Here is a 15,908-nt window from a genome sequence, read left to right as displayed (position 1 = left end):
TGCTGACATCGGCGCTACATGCATCTGTGTAACCTTGCGTTCTGTCCCAGGCCGGCCACGGCCGGGCCACGGATCGCGCATACTCGTTGCGGACCGGGGCCTGCACGGCCGCCGACACACGCAAGCAGGCCTGCCACGGGCGGGCCAACGCAAGCCATCCGCAACAGGAGTCACCCCGCATGAGCGATTCATTCTCCACCCGCAGCCAGCTGGACGTTGCCGGTACCACCTACGACTACTTCAGTCTGCCCAAGCTGGGCCAGCAGTTCGATATTTCCCACCTGCCCTATTCGATGAAGATCCTGCTGGAGAACCTGCTCCGGCACGAGGACGGCGGGGTCACCGTCGGCCGCGATCACATCGAAGCGGTCGCCCGCTGGAACCCGAAGGCCGAGCCGGACACCGAGATCGCCTTCATGCCCGCCCGGGTGGTGCTGCAGGACTTCACCGGCGTGCCCTGCGTGGTCGACCTGGCCGCCATGCGCGATGCGGTGGTCAAGCTGGGCGGCCGTCCCGAGCAGATCAACCCGCAGATCCCCTCCGAACTGGTGATCGACCACTCGGTGCAGGTGGATGTGTTCGGCACGCCCGACGCGCTGGACCTCAACGGCAAGATCGAGTTCCAGCGCAACCAGGAACGCTATGGCTTCCTGCGCTGGGGCCAGAAAGCGTTCGACAACTTCAAGGTGGTGCCGCCCAATACCGGCATCGTCCACCAGGTCAACCTTGAGAACCTGGCCCGGGTGGTGATGACGGCCGAGAAGGACGGCACACCGGTGGCCTACCCTGACACCGTGTTCGGTACCGACAGCCACACCACCATGATCAACGGCATCGGCGTGCTCGGCTGGGGCGTGGGCGGCATCGAAGCGGAGGCGGCCATGCTCGGCCAGCCGTCCTCGATGCTGATCCCGCAGGTGGTCGGCTTCAAGCTGACCGGCCGCATGCCCGAAGGCGCCACCGCCACCGACCTGGTGCTGACCGTCACCCAGATGCTGCGCAGCCACGGCGTGGTCGGCAAGTTCGTCGAGTTCTTCGGCGAAGGCCTGCAGCACCTGCCGCTGGCCGACCGCGCCACGATTGGCAACATGGCCCCCGAGTACGGCGCCACCTGCGGCATCTTCCCGATCGATCACGAATCGCTGACCTACCTGCGCCTGTCCGGGCGCAGCGAAGCGCAGATCGCGCTGGTGGAAGCCTATGCCAAGGCCCAGGGCCTGTGGCACGACGCGCAGACCGCGCACGCCAGCTACAGCGCCACGCTGGAACTGGACATGGGCACGGTCAAGCCGTCGCTGGCCGGCCCCAAGCGCCCGCAGGACCGCGTGCTGCTCGAAGACGTCAAGCAGAACTACCGCGACAACCTCGGCGGGCTGACCACCCAGCGCGACAAGCGCAATGAAGCGGTGTCCACCTTCGTCAACGAAGGCGGTGGCGCGGCGGTGGGCAACGAACAGCTGGCCAAGGGCTATGCCGACGTCGAGATGGATGGAAAGAAGTTCCGGCTCAAGGACGGTGCGGTGGTGATCGCCGCGATCACCTCGTGCACCAACACCTCCAACCCGGCGGTGATGATCGGTGCCGGCCTGCTGGCGCGCAACGCCGCCGCCCGCGGCCTGGACCGCAAGCCGTGGGTCAAGACCTCGCTCGGGCCGGGCTCGCGAGTGGTCACCGACTATCTCGAGAAGGCCGGTGTACTCACCGAACTGGAGAAGATCGGCTTCTACGTGGTCGGCTACGGCTGCACCACCTGCATCGGCAACTCCGGCCCGCTGCCCACCGAAGTCAGCGCCGGCATCGCCAGCGGCGACCTGGTGGTGACCTCGGTGCTGTCGGGCAACCGCAACTTCGAAGGCCGCGTGCACCCGGAAGTGAAGATGAACTACCTGGCCAGCCCGCCGCTGGTGGTGGCCTATGCGATCGCCGGCACCGCCGACATCGACCTGACCACCGAACCGCTGGGCACCGGCAGCGATGGCCAGCCGGTGTACCTGCGCGACATCTGGCCCAGCAACAAGGAAATCGGCGATGTGATCGCCGCCACCATCGGCCCGGAGATGTTCAAGCAGAACTACGCCGATGTGTTCAAGGGCGATACCCGCTGGAACACCATCCAGTCGCCCGACGGCGACCTGTACGACTGGGACGGCAACTCGACCTATATCAAGAACCCGCCCTACTTCGACGGCATGACCATGCAGGTCGGCCATATCGAAGACGTGCACGGCGCGCGGGTGATGGGCCTGTTCGGCGATTCGATCACCACCGACCACATCTCCCCGGCCGGCAACATCAAGAAGGATTCCCCGGCCGGCCGCTTCCTGCAGGAACGCGGCGTGCAACCGGCCGACTTCAACAGCTACGGCAGCCGCCGCGGCAATGATGACGTCATGGTCCGCGGCACCTTCGCCAACATCCGCATCAAGAACCTGATGTTCGGCGGCGAGGAAGGCGGCAACACGCTGTACTTCCCCAAGGCCGGCGGGCAGCCGGAGAAGCTGGCGATCTACGACGCGGCCATGCGCTACAAGGCCGAGGGCGTGCCGCTGGTGGTGTTCGCCGGCAAGGAATACGGTACCGGCTCCTCGCGCGACTGGGCGGCCAAGGGCACCAACCTGCTGGGCGTCAAGGCGGTGATCGCCGAAAGCTTCGAGCGCATCCACCGCTCCAACCTGGTCGGCATGGGCGTGCTGCCGCTGCAGTTCAAGGCCGGCGAGAATGCCCAGAGCCTGGGCCTGGACGGTTCGGAAACGATCGATGTCACCGGCCTGGACGACGGCGCCAGCAAGACCGCCACCCTCACCGCCACCCGGGCCGACGGCACCGCCACCTCCTTCCAGGCCCACGTCATGCTGCTCACGCCCAAGGAAGTGGAGTACTTCAAGCACGGCGGCCTGCTGCAATACGTATTGCGCCAGTTGGCGGCAAAGTAGGCACCCGCCGTCCCCGGCCGCCGCTGCATTGGCCGGTCACCCCTAAGGGGGTGACCGCGCAGCGGCCGGGGCTGGGTGTTGCCGGGAGGGGGACCGAGGTGGGCAAGCCGTGGCCCCTATCACACCCCCGCAATGCACCCGATCCGCGGCCTGCAGGGCCAGACACGTCAACCGGTGGCGGGTTCCCCTGGCCGCGTCGACGCGACGTACAGCCCTTTTTCACCAGACCTTCGCGTTTCCCATTCGGAACGGTATGCTGCGGAGGAATGAAACCGCCGATACTGGCGGTCATCGCACCACACCACCCATGATTCCTGGAGGGGGAATATGAGTCTGGAACGTCCCTGGCTGCAGAGCTATCCCACCGGCGTGCCTGCCGAGATCGACGTCAACGAGTTCCACTCGGTCTCGGCCGTGTTCGATACCTCGGTGGCCAAATACCGCGACCGCCCCGCCTACTCCAGTTTCGGCAAGGTGCTCACCTACGGGGAAACCGACGCCCTGGTCGAACAGTTCGCCGCCTACCTGCTGGGCGAGCTGCAGCTCAAGAAGGGCGACCGCGTCGCGCTGATGATGCCCAACTGCCTGCAGTACCCGGTGGCTACCTTCGGCGTGCTGCGCGCCGGGCTGACCGTGGTCAACGTCAACCCGCTGTACACCGCACGCGAACTGCGCCACCAGCTGGTCGATTCGGGCGCGGCGGTGCTGGTGGTGGTCGACAACTTCGGCGACACCGTGCAGCAGGTCATCGCCGACACGCAGATCAAGCAGGTGATCACCACCGGCCTGGGCGACATGCTCGGCGCCAAGGGCGTGGTGGTGAACTTCGTGCTGAAGTACATCAAGAAGATGGTGCCCAACTACAGCCTGCGCGGCGCGGTCCGCTTCAGGCAGGCCCTGAAGCTGGGCAGCGCCCATACCCTGCCCACGGTCGAAATCGACCACGACGACGTCGCCTTCCTGCAGTACACCGGCGGCACCACCGGCGTGGCCAAGGGCGCGATGCTGACCAACCGCAACCTGATCGCCAACATGCAGCAGGCCTCGGCGTGGATCTCCGCCTCGGGGGTCGAGCCGGGCAAGGAGTGGATCATCACCGCCCTGCCGCTGTACCACATCTTCGCATTGACGGCCAACGGGCTGGTCTTCATGAAGTTCGGTGGCTGCAACCACCTGATCACCAACCCGCGCGACATGAAGGGCTTCGTCAAGGAACTCAAGGCGACCCGCTTCACCGCCATCACCGGGGTCAACACGCTGTTCAACGGCCTGCTCAACACGCCGGGCTTCGACGAGGTGGACTTCTCCTCGCTGAAGGTCACCCTGGGCGGCGGCATGGCGGTGCAGCGCGCTGTGGCCGAACGCTGGAAGAAGGTGACCGGGGTGACCCTGGTGGAAGCCTACGGTCTGACCGAAACCTCGCCGGCGGCCTGCATCAACCCACTCGACCTGGCCGAGTACAACGGCGCGATCGGCCTGCCGATTCCCTCCACCGATGCCTGCGTGAAGGACGACAACGGCGTGACCCTGGCCAGTGGCGAGGTCGGCGAACTGTGCATCAAGGGCCCGCAGGTGATGAAGGGCTACTGGCAACGCCCGGAGGATACCGCCCAGGCGATCGACGCCGAGGGCTGGCTGCACACCGGCGACATGGCGCGGATGGACGAGCACGGCTTCTTCTACATCGTCGACCGCAAGAAGGACATGATCCTGGTGTCCGGCTTCAACGTGTACCCCAACGAGATCGAGGACGTGATCGCGATGATGCCCGGCGTGCTGGAAGTGGCCGCGGTCGGGGTGCCCGATGAAAAGTCCGGCGAGGTGGTCAAGGTGGTCATCGTCAAGAAGGACCCCAACCTGACCGTGGAGATGGTCAAGGAGCATGCCCGGGCCAACCTGACCGGCTACAAGCACCCCAGGATCGTGGAATTCCGGAAGGAGCTGCCGAAGACCAACGTCGGCAAGATCCTGCGCCGCGAACTGCGCGACAGCCCCGCCCCGTAAGGGTTTGCGGGTACTGGATGGGCATTGGGCCCCTGCCGGCGACGGCGGGGGCCTTTGCGTTGGGGCCGCCCCGGCCCCGGCGGCCCGGGGGGCGCTTGCGGGGGGTTCACGGCACGCGCATAGAATCACTCGCCGCCGCAGGTTCTGCTCGCCCCCTTCATTCTCCGTCCGCATTGCGGTCGGCCGGACGGTCTTACGGAGAACACCCATGTCTGCTGTCCATCCCTTTGCCCCCCGCCCACAACCCCACCCCACCCTGCGCATCACCGAAGAGCCGCAGCGCGAGGTGTACTGGATTCACATGCACGCCAACCTGGCCGGCCAGCCCGGCCGGCCCTGCTTCGCCTCGCAGCTGGTGGACGACATCGTGGGCTACCAGCGCGAACTGGGCGAACGGCTGCGCATTTCCCACGCGCTGTCCCCGCACGTGGTGCTGGCCTCGGACAGCGACGTGTTCAACCTGGGCGGCGACCTGGAGCTGTTCTGCCGGCTGATCCGCGAGGGCGACCGCGCGCGCCTGCTCGACTATGCGCAGCGCTGCGTGCGCGGCGTGCATGCCTTCCACGCCGGGCTGGGCGTGCGCGCCCACAGCATCGCCCTGGTCCAGGGCAATGCACTGGGCGGTGGCTTCGAGGCGGCGTTGAGCTGCCACACCATCGTGGCCGAGGAAGGCGTGCTGATGGGTCTGCCGGAGGTGCTGTTCGACCTGTTCCCCGGCATGGGCGCCTACTCCTTCATGTGCCAGCGGGTCAGTCCGCGCCTGGCCGAGAAGATCATGCTCGACGGCAACCTGTACACCGCCCACCAGCTCAAGGAAATGGGCCTGGTCGATGTGGTGGTGCCGGCCGGCGAAGGCGTGGCCGCGGTCGAGCGGGTAATCAAGGACAGCAGGCGCATTCCGCATGCCTGGGCGGCGATGCGCGAGGTGTCCGAGGTGTCCAGCATGGTGCCGCTGCACGAGATGATGCGGATCACCGAGATCTGGGTCGATACCGCCATGCAGCTGGGCGAAAAGTCGTTGCGGACCATGGACCGGCTGGTGCGCGCGCAGGGCCGGCGCAGCGGCGACGCCCGCTGAGCTGTGGCCATGTGCGGCACGACCGGTTCCAACAGGCGCGTTCAGGCGGCAGGGGTCAGGACGGAGTGCACTCGTCGCCGCCGTGTTGCCGCAGCGCGGCAGCACGGGCGTCGAGTGCCTTTCTGGCCTGGCGCAGCGCATTGGCCAGGTTGGACAGCCGCAGGCTCCATTCGGCCTTCAGCTGCCAGTCCGCCATGCGCATCAACTCGCCGCCGGCCGTGGCCACCTGTACCAGCCCCAGGTTGCTGGCCACCCCGCGCAACGCGTGGGCATGCTCGCGCAACTGGTCCCAGGATTGCTGATCGCCACTGTGCTGGATGCGGCTCATGCAACCGTCCACATCGCTCAGGCACTGGGCAATGAACTGCTGTTCGAAGCCCTCGCCCATGCCCAGCGCGGCCAGCTCGTCGAGCACCGCAGGATCCAGCGCGCCGGCTGCCATCGGTGCCGCGGATACGGCCTGGATGCCGGCCTCCGGGCGGATGTTGGCCGCGATATCGGCCAGCACGTCGAGCAACCGCGTGGCCACCACCGGCTTGGCCAGGAAGGCCCGCGCACCGGCCTGCTCGCAGCGCAGGATCGAGTCGGGGGTGACATCGGCACTGAGCACCATCACCGGCATGTACGGCATGCCGCTGGCCTGCATCACCCGCAGCTGCTTGAGCAGGTCCAGGCCGCTCATGCCGGGCATGTGCAGGTCCACGATGGCCGTATCGAAGTCGGCCTGCTCCATCAGGTCCAGCACCTGCTCGCCGCCGTTGACGCAGAACACCTTGTGCCCGGCTTTCTCCAGCAGGCGCTGCAGCACCATGCGGTTGGCTTCATGGTCGTCGGCCACCAGCACCCGCAGGCTGCGCACCCGCGCGCGGTGGCGCAGGAACGGGTTGGAGAAGGCGATCACGTTGCCGCCTTCGGCCGACTCGGCGCCCAGGGCCGGGGCCGAGGCCACATCCAGCGCGATTTCCACCCAGAACACACTGCCGCGCGGCGCGTTGGCCAGGTAGCCGATGCGCCCGCCCATCGCCTCGACCAGCCCCTTGGCGATCGAGGTGCCAAGGCCGGTGCCCTCGTGGCGACGGGCCAGGCCCACATCGGCCTGCTCGAAGGCCTCGAACAGCCGCTCGCGCAACGCCGCCGGCACGCCGATGCCGCTGTCGCGCACCTCGAAACGCAGGGTCGCCCGTCCGCCCTCGCCGACCGGCCCGTCCAGCACCGATACCTGCAGGTGCACGAAGCCGGCATCGGTGAACTTGACCGCATTGCCCATCAGGTTCAACAGGATCTGCTGCAGATGGCCGGCATCGCCGCTCAACCGCGGCGGCACCTGCTCATCGACCATCACCCGGTATTCCAGCGCCTTGCTCCGCGCCTGCGGGGTGAGGATCAGGTTGATCGCCTGCAGCACATCGGCCAGCGCGAATTCATGGCGCTCCACCCGCACCTTGCCGGCCTCGATCGCCGAGATGTCCAACACTTCCTCCACCAGCGCCAGCAGGCTGCGCGCCGAGGCCTGGATGGTGTTCAGGCACTCGCGCTGTTCCTCGTCCAGGCGCGTGGTGGCCAGCACCTCGGTCATGCCGGCCAGGCCATTGAGGGGGGTGCGGAACTCATGGCTCATGTTGGCCAGGAAACGGCTCTTGGCCTCGTTGGCCTGGCGCGCTTCGGCCACCGCCCGGGTCAGCGCGTGCAGCAGCGAATCGAAGTACAGCGGGATGGCGCCCAGCCCCAGCAACAGGCCCCAGCCCAGGTAGCTGTGCTGCTGCCAGTACGGCGACAGGGTCACCGTGCACAGGAAGGCCAGGCAGCCCATCGCGGTGGCCACGCGCAGGTAGGTGCTGCCATAGCGCATGCCGTTGCCGATGGTGACCCACAGGCAGACCGCGCGGCCGGCTCGCCCTGGATGGTCATGATCACGCCCATGCAGGAGTAGTCGGTCAGCATGCCGATCACCCGGCGCACATGCGACACCCCCGGCCGGACCAGGATGCCGACCAGCAGCCCGGCCGAAATGATCAGCTCGAAGGCCAGGATCAGCCAGGTCGCCAGCAGCGTGTCGCCGTCGGTTTCCAGGTAGCGCCAGCCCAGGTAAATGATGAACAGCGAAGTGATCGCGATGCGGATCAGGTTCTGCGCGTGCTCGCTGTCGGGCCGGCCGGCCAGGCGCTGCCTGAAGCGGGCCAGTAGATGGGCCGGTTTCACCTTTGCGGTGTCATGCATGGTCGGCACCTGGGTGCGTCGGCGCAGCAGGGTCGAACAGCACAGCGGCACCGCCGCCAGCCCCAGCCACAGGAAGAAGGCCAGCCTGGCATTGTCCATCCAGTAAGGCGTCAGCAGTACGGTGGTACCAAACCCGAGCAGGGCCAAGGCGATGGCGCCGGCCAGGTACCGGTTGCCATAGCGCAGCCCGTTGCCCACCGTCACCCACATCACCACCGCATACACCCAGGCCAGCGGCTCGCCCATCTGGATCATGCCCAACGCAATCAGGCCGTAGTCGGACAGCATGCCCACCACCCGGCGCGGATGCGAGCGCTGCGGCCGCCACAGCAACCAGGCAAACAGCAGCAGCGACATCGCCAGCCCGGTCAGGGTGGTGGCCAGCACTCCCTGGTATTGCTCCAGCAGGTGCTGGCGGGCGCCGGACAGCAGCACATACACCAGGATCAGCGTGATCAGGGCCATCCGCACGATCACCTGCCCGTGCTCGGTATCCGGACGATGCGCCAGCCGGCGCTTCAGCCGCGGGTACAGGGACGGCATCTCACATCCCCGGGCGTAATGACGCGGTCGAGTGCTGGGCGCAGATATCGTCGAGCTGCTCGCGGCCGCGCAGCAGGGCATCCACACAGCGCGGGTCGAACAGGCGCCCGCGCTGGGCGTACAGGTAGGCCAGGGTCGCCTCCATCGTCCATGCTTCCTTGTAGGGACGCGGCGAGATCAGCGCGTCGAACACATCGGCCACCGCCACGATCCGCGCTTCCAGCGGGATCGCATCGCCGATCAGGCCGTCGGGGTAGCCGCTGCCGTCGTAGCGTTCGTGATGGCGCAGCGCGATCAACGCGCCCACCTGGATGAAGCGGTTCTGGCTGCCGCTGAGCAGTTCATAGCCGATCCGCGGATGGCGGCGCATGATCGCCAGCTCTTCCTCGTTGAGCTTGCCCTGCTTGAGCAGCACCGCGTCGGGAATGGCGATCTTGCCCATGTCGTGCAGCGGGGCGGCCATTTCGATCAGTTTGCATTCTTCTTCGGGCAGGCCCAGCTGCTCGGCGATCAGTCCGGCCACGTGCGCCATCCGCTCCAGGTAGGCGCTGGTGCCGGCATCACGGAACTCGATCGCCCGCGCCAGCCGCGACAGCGTCTCGCGTTCGCGCTCTTCCACCTCGTGCATGCTGGCCAGCAGCCGCTGCTCCAGCGACAGCGCGCGTTGCTTGACGTTTTCCGATTGCTGGCGCAACTGCAGCAGGTTGTAGCAGCGGGCACGCAGTTCGCGCGGGCGGATCGGCTTGACCAGGAAATCGATCACGCCCGCCTCCAGCGCGGCCTGGCGGACCGGCTCGTCGCCGACCACGGTGATCAGGATCACCGGGATGTCGCGGTGCTTGGGCAGCCGGCGGAAGCGGCGGGCGAACTCCAGCCCGTCCATCTCCGGCATGCGGTAATCGAGCAGCAACAGGTCCACCGCCTGCGACTCGCACCAGGCCAGCGCGGTCAGCGGGTCGCCGAAGTCATGCACGCTCAGCTCCGGCGCGATGTCCTCGATCACATGGCGCAGCATGGTTCGCGCGGACGTCTGGTCGTCAACGATGACAATATTCAAGGCTGCTTCCGTCGTCTTCCTGGACCACACTGGGACATGCTGCGGAGAGGATACTCCGCCACTCTGCACACTGGCACCTTGCATGGCTCCGCCTCCGACATGATCTCCCGGTTCATGATCGTGGTCACAGTGTGATGCCGATGTCACGCATCGCCGAACCCGCCCATGTGCCTGCACCATCCCGACTGCTGTCGTGGATGGCTACGTGGGCACCATACCCGGGCCGCCCCGGCAGCGGAACCCCGCCCGGGCGCCCATCGGGCCACCCGGGACGCAGTTCTCAGTTTTCCGGGCGCATATAGGGGAACAACAGCACGTCACGGATCGAGCTGCTGCCGGTCAGCAGCATCACCAGCCGGTCGATGCCGATCCCCAGGCCGCCGGTCGGGGCCATGCCGTACTCCAGCGCACGGATGTAGTCGGCGTCGTAATGCATGGCCTCGTCATCGCCGCCTTCCTTGGCCGTCACCTGGGCCTGGAACCGCGCCGCCTGGTCCTCCGGGTCGTTCAACTCGGAGAAGCCGTTGGCCAGCTCCTTGCCGTTGATGAACAGCTCGAAGCGGTCGGTGTAGCCGGGCTGGTCGTCATTGGCGCGGGCCAGCGGGGAGACCTCGACCGGGTGGTCGGTGATGAAGGTCGGCTGGACCAGGGTGTGCTCGACGGTGGCTTCGAAGATCTCCAGCAGCAGCTTGCCCCAGCCGTAGGACGGCTTGATGCGGATCTTCAGGCGCTCGCAATGGGCGGCCAGCGCATCGCGGTCGGTGCAGTCGGCGGCGCTGATCTCCGGGTTGTGGTGGCGTACCGCCTCGTCCATGCGCCAGCGGCGGAAGGCCGGGGCCAGGTCGATCGTGGCGCCGTCCCACACCACCGTGGTGGTGCCCAGCACCTGGCTGGCCACGTCGCGGATCACCCCTTCGGTCAGGTCCATCACTTCGGTGTACGTGGCATAGGCCTCGTACAGCTCCATCATGGTGAATTCCGGGTTGTGCCGGGTGCTCACGCCTTCATTGCGGAAGTTGCGGTTGATCTCGTATACGCGCTCCAGGCCACCCACGACCAGGCGCTTGAGGTACAGCTCCGGGGCCACGCGCAGGTACAGGTCCAGGTCCAGCGCGTTGTGGTGGGTGGTGAACGGCTTGGCCGTGGCGCCGCCGGGGATGTAATGCATCATCGGCGTTTCGACTTCCAGGAAGTCGCGGTTGTCCAGCCAGGCGCGCATGGCGCGGATGATCCGCGAGCGCTTGATGAACACCTCGCGCGACTCCGGGGTCACGATCAGGTCGACATACCGCTGGCGATAGCGCTGCTCCACGTCGGCCAGGCCGTGCCACTTGTCCGGCAGCGGGCGCAGCGACTTGGTCAGCAGGCGCAGGCTGGTGGCCTTGACCGACAGCTCGCCGGTCTTGGTCCGGGTCAGCCTGCCCTCGACGGCGATGATGTCGCCCACGTCCCAGCCCTTGAAGGCGGTGTAGGCATCGCCCAGGGTGCTGCCCTGCAGGAACAGCTGGATGCGGCCGGACTCGTCCTGGATCTGGGCGAAGCTGGCCTTGCCCATCACCCGCTTGGCCATCAGCCGGCCGGCCATCTTCACCTGGCGGTCGGTGGCTTCCAGCGCCTCGGCGGTCCACTGCTCGGCGTCGGCAAACTCTTCCTGCAGGCTGCCGGCGAACTGCGCACGACGGAAATCGTTCGGATACGCGATCCCCTGCCCGCGCAGCGCGTTGAGTTTCTCGCGGCGCTCGGCGATCAACTTGTTTTCGTCGACGGGGAGGGTATCGGTAGCTTCGCTCATGGATCTGCGGGAATCGGGTAGTTGAGGGGGGCTTGCAGCCGGCACAGGCCGGTTGTACAGCATAGCAAAACCGCCCTGCCCGCCGCCGGGCCCGCCCCGGCCCGGCCGCCTCCGGCCCGCTCAGCCCGCCGTCGGCGGGAAGGCCTGGCGCAGTTCGTCGACCAGCACCCGCTGGTTCTCCGAATAGTCGATGGGCACCGACACCAGGTGCACGCCGCCGGCGTTGAAGGCCGCTTCCAGGGTCGGGATGAACTGCTCGATGGCGCTCACCGCGTGGCCGGTGCATCCATAGGCCTGTGCGTACTTGACGAAATCCGGATTGCCGAAGGTCATGCCGTAGTCGGCGAAGCCATCCACCGCCTGCTTCCAGCGGATCATGCCGTAGGCGCCGTCGTCGAGGATCAGCACCACCAGGTTCAGGCCGAGCCGGCGCGCGGTTTCCAGCTCCTGGCTGTTCATCATGAAGCCGCCGTCGCCGCATACCGCCAGCACCCGTCGCTGCGGGTACAGGATCGCGGCCATGATCGCCGAGGGCAGGCCGGCGCCCATGGTCGCCAGCGCGTTGTCCAGCAGCAGCGTGTTGGCTACCTGGGTGCGGTAGTTGCGTGCGAACCAGATCTTGTACATGCCGTTGTCCAGCGCCACGATGCCGTCCGCCGGCATCACCTGGCGTACGTCGTGCACCAGCCGCTGCGGGGTGAAACCCGGTGCGTCGGCGCGGTCGGCGATGTGCTCCAGGATCGTGGCGCGCAGCGGCAGCAGCGCAGCGGCGTTGGCAACCTTGCCCTCGATACGGTCCGCCAGCAGGGTCAACGAACGGCCGATATCGCCGATCACCTCCACCTGCGGGAAATACACCTGCTCCACCGCGGCCTGCGAATACCCGATGTGGATGACCGTGGGGCCGCCCGGGCGCATCACGAACGGCGGCTTCTCGGTGACCTCGTGGCCGATGGTGATGATCACGTCGGCCTGGTCGATGGCCATGTGCACGTAGTCGCGCTCACTCAATGCCGCGGTGCCCATGTACAGGCCAGAGCCACCGGCCACCGCGCCCTTGCCCATCTGGGTGGTGACGAACGGAATGCCGGCGCGCAGCACGAACGCCGACAAGGCCTCGCTCGACTGCGGCCGCGACGCCGCCGAAGCGATCACCAGCAGCGGTCGCTGGGCATCGCCAATGATCTGCGCGGCGCGATCCAGCGCTTCGGGGCTGGCCACCGGCCGGTCGACCGGGTGGGTCGGGATCAGCGCCACGTCCTCGACCTGCATCGCCGCGATGTCCTCGGGCAGCTCCAGCAGCACCGGGCCGGGACGCTCTTCCTGGGCGGTACGGAACGCCTCGCGCACGATGGTGGGAATGGTGCGCGCCGAGACTATCTGGCGGGCGGACTTGGTCAGCGGCTTCATCGTGGCGACGATGTCCACGATCTGGAAGCGCGCCTGCTTGCTGGCCACGATGCCCTTCTGCCCGGTGATCATGATCACCGGCCACGCCCCCAGCAGCGCGTAGGCCGCACCGGTGGTGAAGTTGAGCGCCCCCGGGCCGAGCGTGGCCAGGCACACCCCCGGCTTGCCGGTCAGACGGCCGTAGGTTGCCGCCATGAACACCGCCGCCTGCTCATGGCGGGTGATGACCAGTTCGATGCGCGAATGGCGGAGCGACTCGACGACGTCGAGGTTCTCCTCGCCGGGAATGCCAAAAATACGCTCGACACCCTCGTTTTCGAGTGCGGCGACGAGCAGATCGGAACCCTTGGACATGGAATGACGTCCTTCTTGCTGGAAGTGTTGTGGATCGTTGCAGACAGGGGCAGCGGCCGGCGTCAACGGCGGTCGAACCACACCGTCTGCGCGTTGACGAACTCGCGGATACCGAAATGCGACAGTTCACGACCGAAACCGCTCTTCTTCACCCCACCGATCGGCACGCGCGGGTCGGAGGCGGAGAAACCGTTGACGAACACGCCACCGGTCTGCAGCCGGCGCGCCAGCTGCCTGGCACGCTCGAGATCGGCGCTCCACAGGTTGCCACTGAGGCCGAATTCGCTCTGGTTGGCCAGTGCCACCGCATGGTCGGCATCGCGCGCACGGCTGATCGAGGCCACCGGACCAAAGGTCTCGGTATCGAAGGCCTGCATGCCCGGTTCGACATCGCCCAGCACGGTGGGCGCATAGAAGCTGCCGGGACGGTCCAGTTGGTAACCGCCGGCCAGCAGTTGCGCGCCGGCATCGACCGACGCACGTACCTGCGCATCCAGCTGTTCCAACAGGTCCTGGCGGGCGATCGGGCCGATGCGGCTGCCGGCCTCGCGGCCATCGCCGACGGTAAGCGCCTTGACCCGGTCGCAGAACAACGCCACGAAACGCGGGTATACCGCCTCTTCGACGATGATGCGCTTGCCGGCGATGCAGACCTGCCCGGCATTCTGGAAGCGCGATGCAACCGCGGCATCGGCCGCGGCTTCCAGGTCGGCATCGGCCAGCACGATGAACGGGTCCGAGCCGCCCAGTTCCAGCACCACCTTCTTCAACGCCTGCCCGGCCTGGGCGGCGATGCTGCGGCCGGCGGCCACGCTGCCGGTGAGGGTCACCGCGGCGATGCGGTCATCGGCAATCGCCGCGCTGGTGCCCTCGCGGCTGATGTTGGCGGCGATGAACGTACCGGCCGGCAGACCCGCATCGCGCCAGGCGGCATCCAGCAGCTGGGCGGTGCCGACGATGTTCTCCGCCGGCTTGAGCAGGAAGCCGTTGCCGCCCATCAGGATCGGCACGGCCGCGCGCATCACCTGCCAGTACGGGAAGTTCCACGGCATGATGCCCAGCACCACCCCCAACGGCAGGTAGGACACATAGGCCTTGTTGTCGGCCACCGCGGTGGCCTCGTCGCGCAGCCACTGCGCGCCGTTGTCGGCGTACCACTCGCATAGCACGGCGCATTTCTCGATTTCGGCCAGCGCTTCGGCGCGGACCTTGCCCATCTCGGCGGTGGCCAGCGCGGCCAGCGGCTCACGGTCGCGGCGCAGCACCGCCGCCATCGACCGCAGCACGCCGGCGCGCTGCTCCAGCGACTGCGCGCTCCAGGCCGTGAAGCCGGCGCGGCCCTGGTCCAGCAGCGCGCCCAGCGCAGCGTCGGTGATGAACGGGTGGCGGGCGATCTCCTGGCCGGTGGCCGGATCGCGCGAAATGGCGGCAGTGGTGGAAGCGGACATGCGGTTCTCCTGTCGTCTCGACAACGGGCCGGTGACCCGTTTCCTCAACGAAATGTGGACCCGTTGAACCGGGACAACAAGGCGTCTGCGTATCCTGTGACTGGGAGTTACCTGCCTGAATGCGGGCCGGAGAGGCATCCACGCGTGGAGTTGATCTACGACCGCGCCGTCCATCTGTGGATCCACGCCATGCGTGGATGAAGCGCCACCGGTGTCCGCCGTCAGCGCCGCGGCAGGTAGGTGACCAGGGACAGGTCGTGCCGGCTTTCCGGTACCAGCGCCACGTACTGCAGGTCCAGCAGGCCGCGGGTGGGATGGTTCAGGCGCTTGGCGCCTTCGTCGAAACGACGCACATCGTGCTCAGGCCACCACCGGCGGAAATCCTCGCTGTGCGCGGCCATGTCCTCGACCAGCGCCAGGAACGGCGCCTTGTCCTGCGCCTGCGCCATCGCCGCGCGGAAGCCGGCAAGCAGTCCGCGGGCCATCTCTTCCCAGTTCAGGATCAAGCTGCGGTAAGGCGGGTACAGGAACATCAAGCGCAACGTATTGCGCTCATGCCGCGCCAGTTGGCTGTAGTCGACGAACAGGTCGGCGATGGCCGGATTCCACGCCAGGATGTCGAACCGGGTATTGCGCACATAGGCCGGGATCGGCTGCATGGCCTCCACCAGCTGGCGCAGGCCTGCGGTGACCGATTCGTCCGGGGAGTCCAGCGGCACCCCGTAGCCGGACAGCGCAAAGGCATAGACGCGCTCGTCATCGCTCATCCGCAATACCCGCGCCAGCCGATCAAGCACCTCCGGCGAGGCACGCACTTCACGCCCCTGCTCGATCCAGGTGTACCAGCTGACGCTGACCCCGATCGCCAGCGCGACCTCCTCGCGCTTCAGCCCCGGGGTGCGCCGGCGCCCGGCCGGCAGGCCTAGCGTGGCCGGGTCGACCCGGTCGCGGCAGGCCTTGAGGAAGCCGCCCAGTTCCTTGCGCTCGCCCTCGCTGCGCATCATCGCCCTGCCTGGCAAGAACCAGAGGCGGCGCGGGACGTCATCGACATCCCGCGCCGGGTCGCCCGGGC

8 protein-coding genes and 1 pseudogene are annotated in these 15,908 nt (G+C 67.3%); 3 read left to right on the top strand and 6 right to left on the bottom strand.

The window, feature by feature from the left end; all coding sequences use genetic code 11:
- The first annotated feature begins 179 nt into the window (after positions 1 to 179).
- From acnA to IC535_RS06225, 3 genes are all read left to right on the top strand, one after another.
- Positions 180 to 2,933, top strand: a complete 2,754-nt coding sequence (gene acnA, locus IC535_RS06235) for an aconitate hydratase AcnA (protein WP_228884941.1) — start codon at positions 180 to 182, stop codon at positions 2,931 to 2,933.
- 327 nt (positions 2,934 to 3,260) lie between these two features.
- Entirely contained in the window at positions 3,261 to 4,937 is a 1,677-nt protein-coding gene (locus tag IC535_RS06230) for a long-chain fatty acid--CoA ligase (protein ID WP_228884943.1), read from the top strand.
- 208 nt (positions 4,938 to 5,145) lie between these two features.
- Entirely contained in the window at positions 5,146 to 6,015 is an 870-nt protein-coding gene (locus IC535_RS06225) for a crotonase/enoyl-CoA hydratase family protein (RefSeq protein ID WP_228884944.1), read from the top strand.
- A gap of 55 nt (positions 6,016 to 6,070) precedes the next feature.
- On the opposite strand, the pseudogene IC535_RS06220 reads toward IC535_RS06225, so the two are convergent.
- From IC535_RS06220 to IC535_RS06195, 6 genes and pseudogenes are all read right to left on the bottom strand, one after another.
- A pseudogene (locus IC535_RS06220) lies at positions 6,071 to 8,232 on the bottom strand (response regulator).
- Positions 8,233 to 8,776: 544 nt separating this feature from the next.
- Complete coding sequence (locus IC535_RS06215) at positions 8,777 to 9,916, bottom strand: response regulator (protein ID WP_267472910.1); 1,140 nt, start codon at positions 9,914 to 9,916, stop codon at positions 8,777 to 8,779.
- 196 nt (positions 9,917 to 10,112) lie between these two features.
- Complete coding sequence (lysS, locus tag IC535_RS06210; protein ID WP_228884947.1) at positions 10,113 to 11,624, bottom strand: lysine--tRNA ligase; 1,512 nt, start codon at positions 11,622 to 11,624, stop codon at positions 10,113 to 10,115.
- A 120-nt stretch (positions 11,625 to 11,744) separates the two neighbouring features.
- Positions 11,745 to 13,388, bottom strand: a complete 1,644-nt coding sequence (locus IC535_RS06205; protein WP_228884949.1) for an acetolactate synthase large subunit — start codon at positions 13,386 to 13,388, stop codon at positions 11,745 to 11,747.
- Between the two features lie 62 nt (positions 13,389 to 13,450).
- A complete protein-coding gene (locus tag IC535_RS06200) occupies positions 13,451 to 14,836 on the bottom strand; it encodes an NAD-dependent succinate-semialdehyde dehydrogenase (protein WP_228884951.1) in 1,386 nt (461 codons plus the stop codon).
- Between the two features lie 221 nt (positions 14,837 to 15,057).
- Complete coding sequence (locus tag IC535_RS06195) at positions 15,058 to 15,840, bottom strand: helix-turn-helix transcriptional regulator (protein ID WP_228884952.1); 783 nt, start codon at positions 15,838 to 15,840, stop codon at positions 15,058 to 15,060.
- Positions 15,841 to 15,908 lie beyond the last annotated feature (68 nt).

Source organism: Stenotrophomonas rhizophila, assembly GCF_020857975.1.
GTDB classification, from domain to species: Bacteria; Pseudomonadota; Gammaproteobacteria; order Xanthomonadales; family Xanthomonadaceae; genus Stenotrophomonas; species Stenotrophomonas rhizophila_C.
The sequence above is the reverse complement of the archived record's forward strand: the minus strand, read 5'-3'. Positions and strand labels throughout refer to the sequence as shown.

Coding starts and splice junctions, on each gene's coding strand:
- IC535_RS06205 (WP_228884949.1), bottom strand. CDS start 13,388: ATGTCCAAGGGTTCCGATCTGCTCGTCGCCGCACTCGAAAACGAGGGT.
- IC535_RS06230 (WP_228884943.1), top strand. CDS start 3,261: ATGAGTCTGGAACGTCCCTGGCTGCAGAGCTATCCCACCGGCGTGCCT.
- IC535_RS06195 (WP_228884952.1), bottom strand. CDS start 15,840: ATGATGCGCAGCGAGGGCGAGCGCAAGGAACTGGGCGGCTTCCTCAAG.
- IC535_RS06215 (WP_267472910.1), bottom strand. CDS start 9,916: ATGCAAGGTGCCAGTGTGCAGAGTGGCGGAGTATCCTCTCCGCAGCAT.
- IC535_RS06200 (WP_228884951.1), bottom strand. CDS start 14,836: ATGTCCGCTTCCACCACTGCCGCCATTTCGCGCGATCCGGCCACCGGC.
- IC535_RS06225 (WP_228884944.1), top strand. CDS start 5,146: ATGTCTGCTGTCCATCCCTTTGCCCCCCGCCCACAACCCCACCCCACC.
- lysS (WP_228884947.1), bottom strand. CDS start 11,624: ATGAGCGAAGCTACCGATACCCTCCCCGTCGACGAAAACAAGTTGATC.
- acnA (WP_228884941.1), top strand. CDS start 180: ATGAGCGATTCATTCTCCACCCGCAGCCAGCTGGACGTTGCCGGTACC.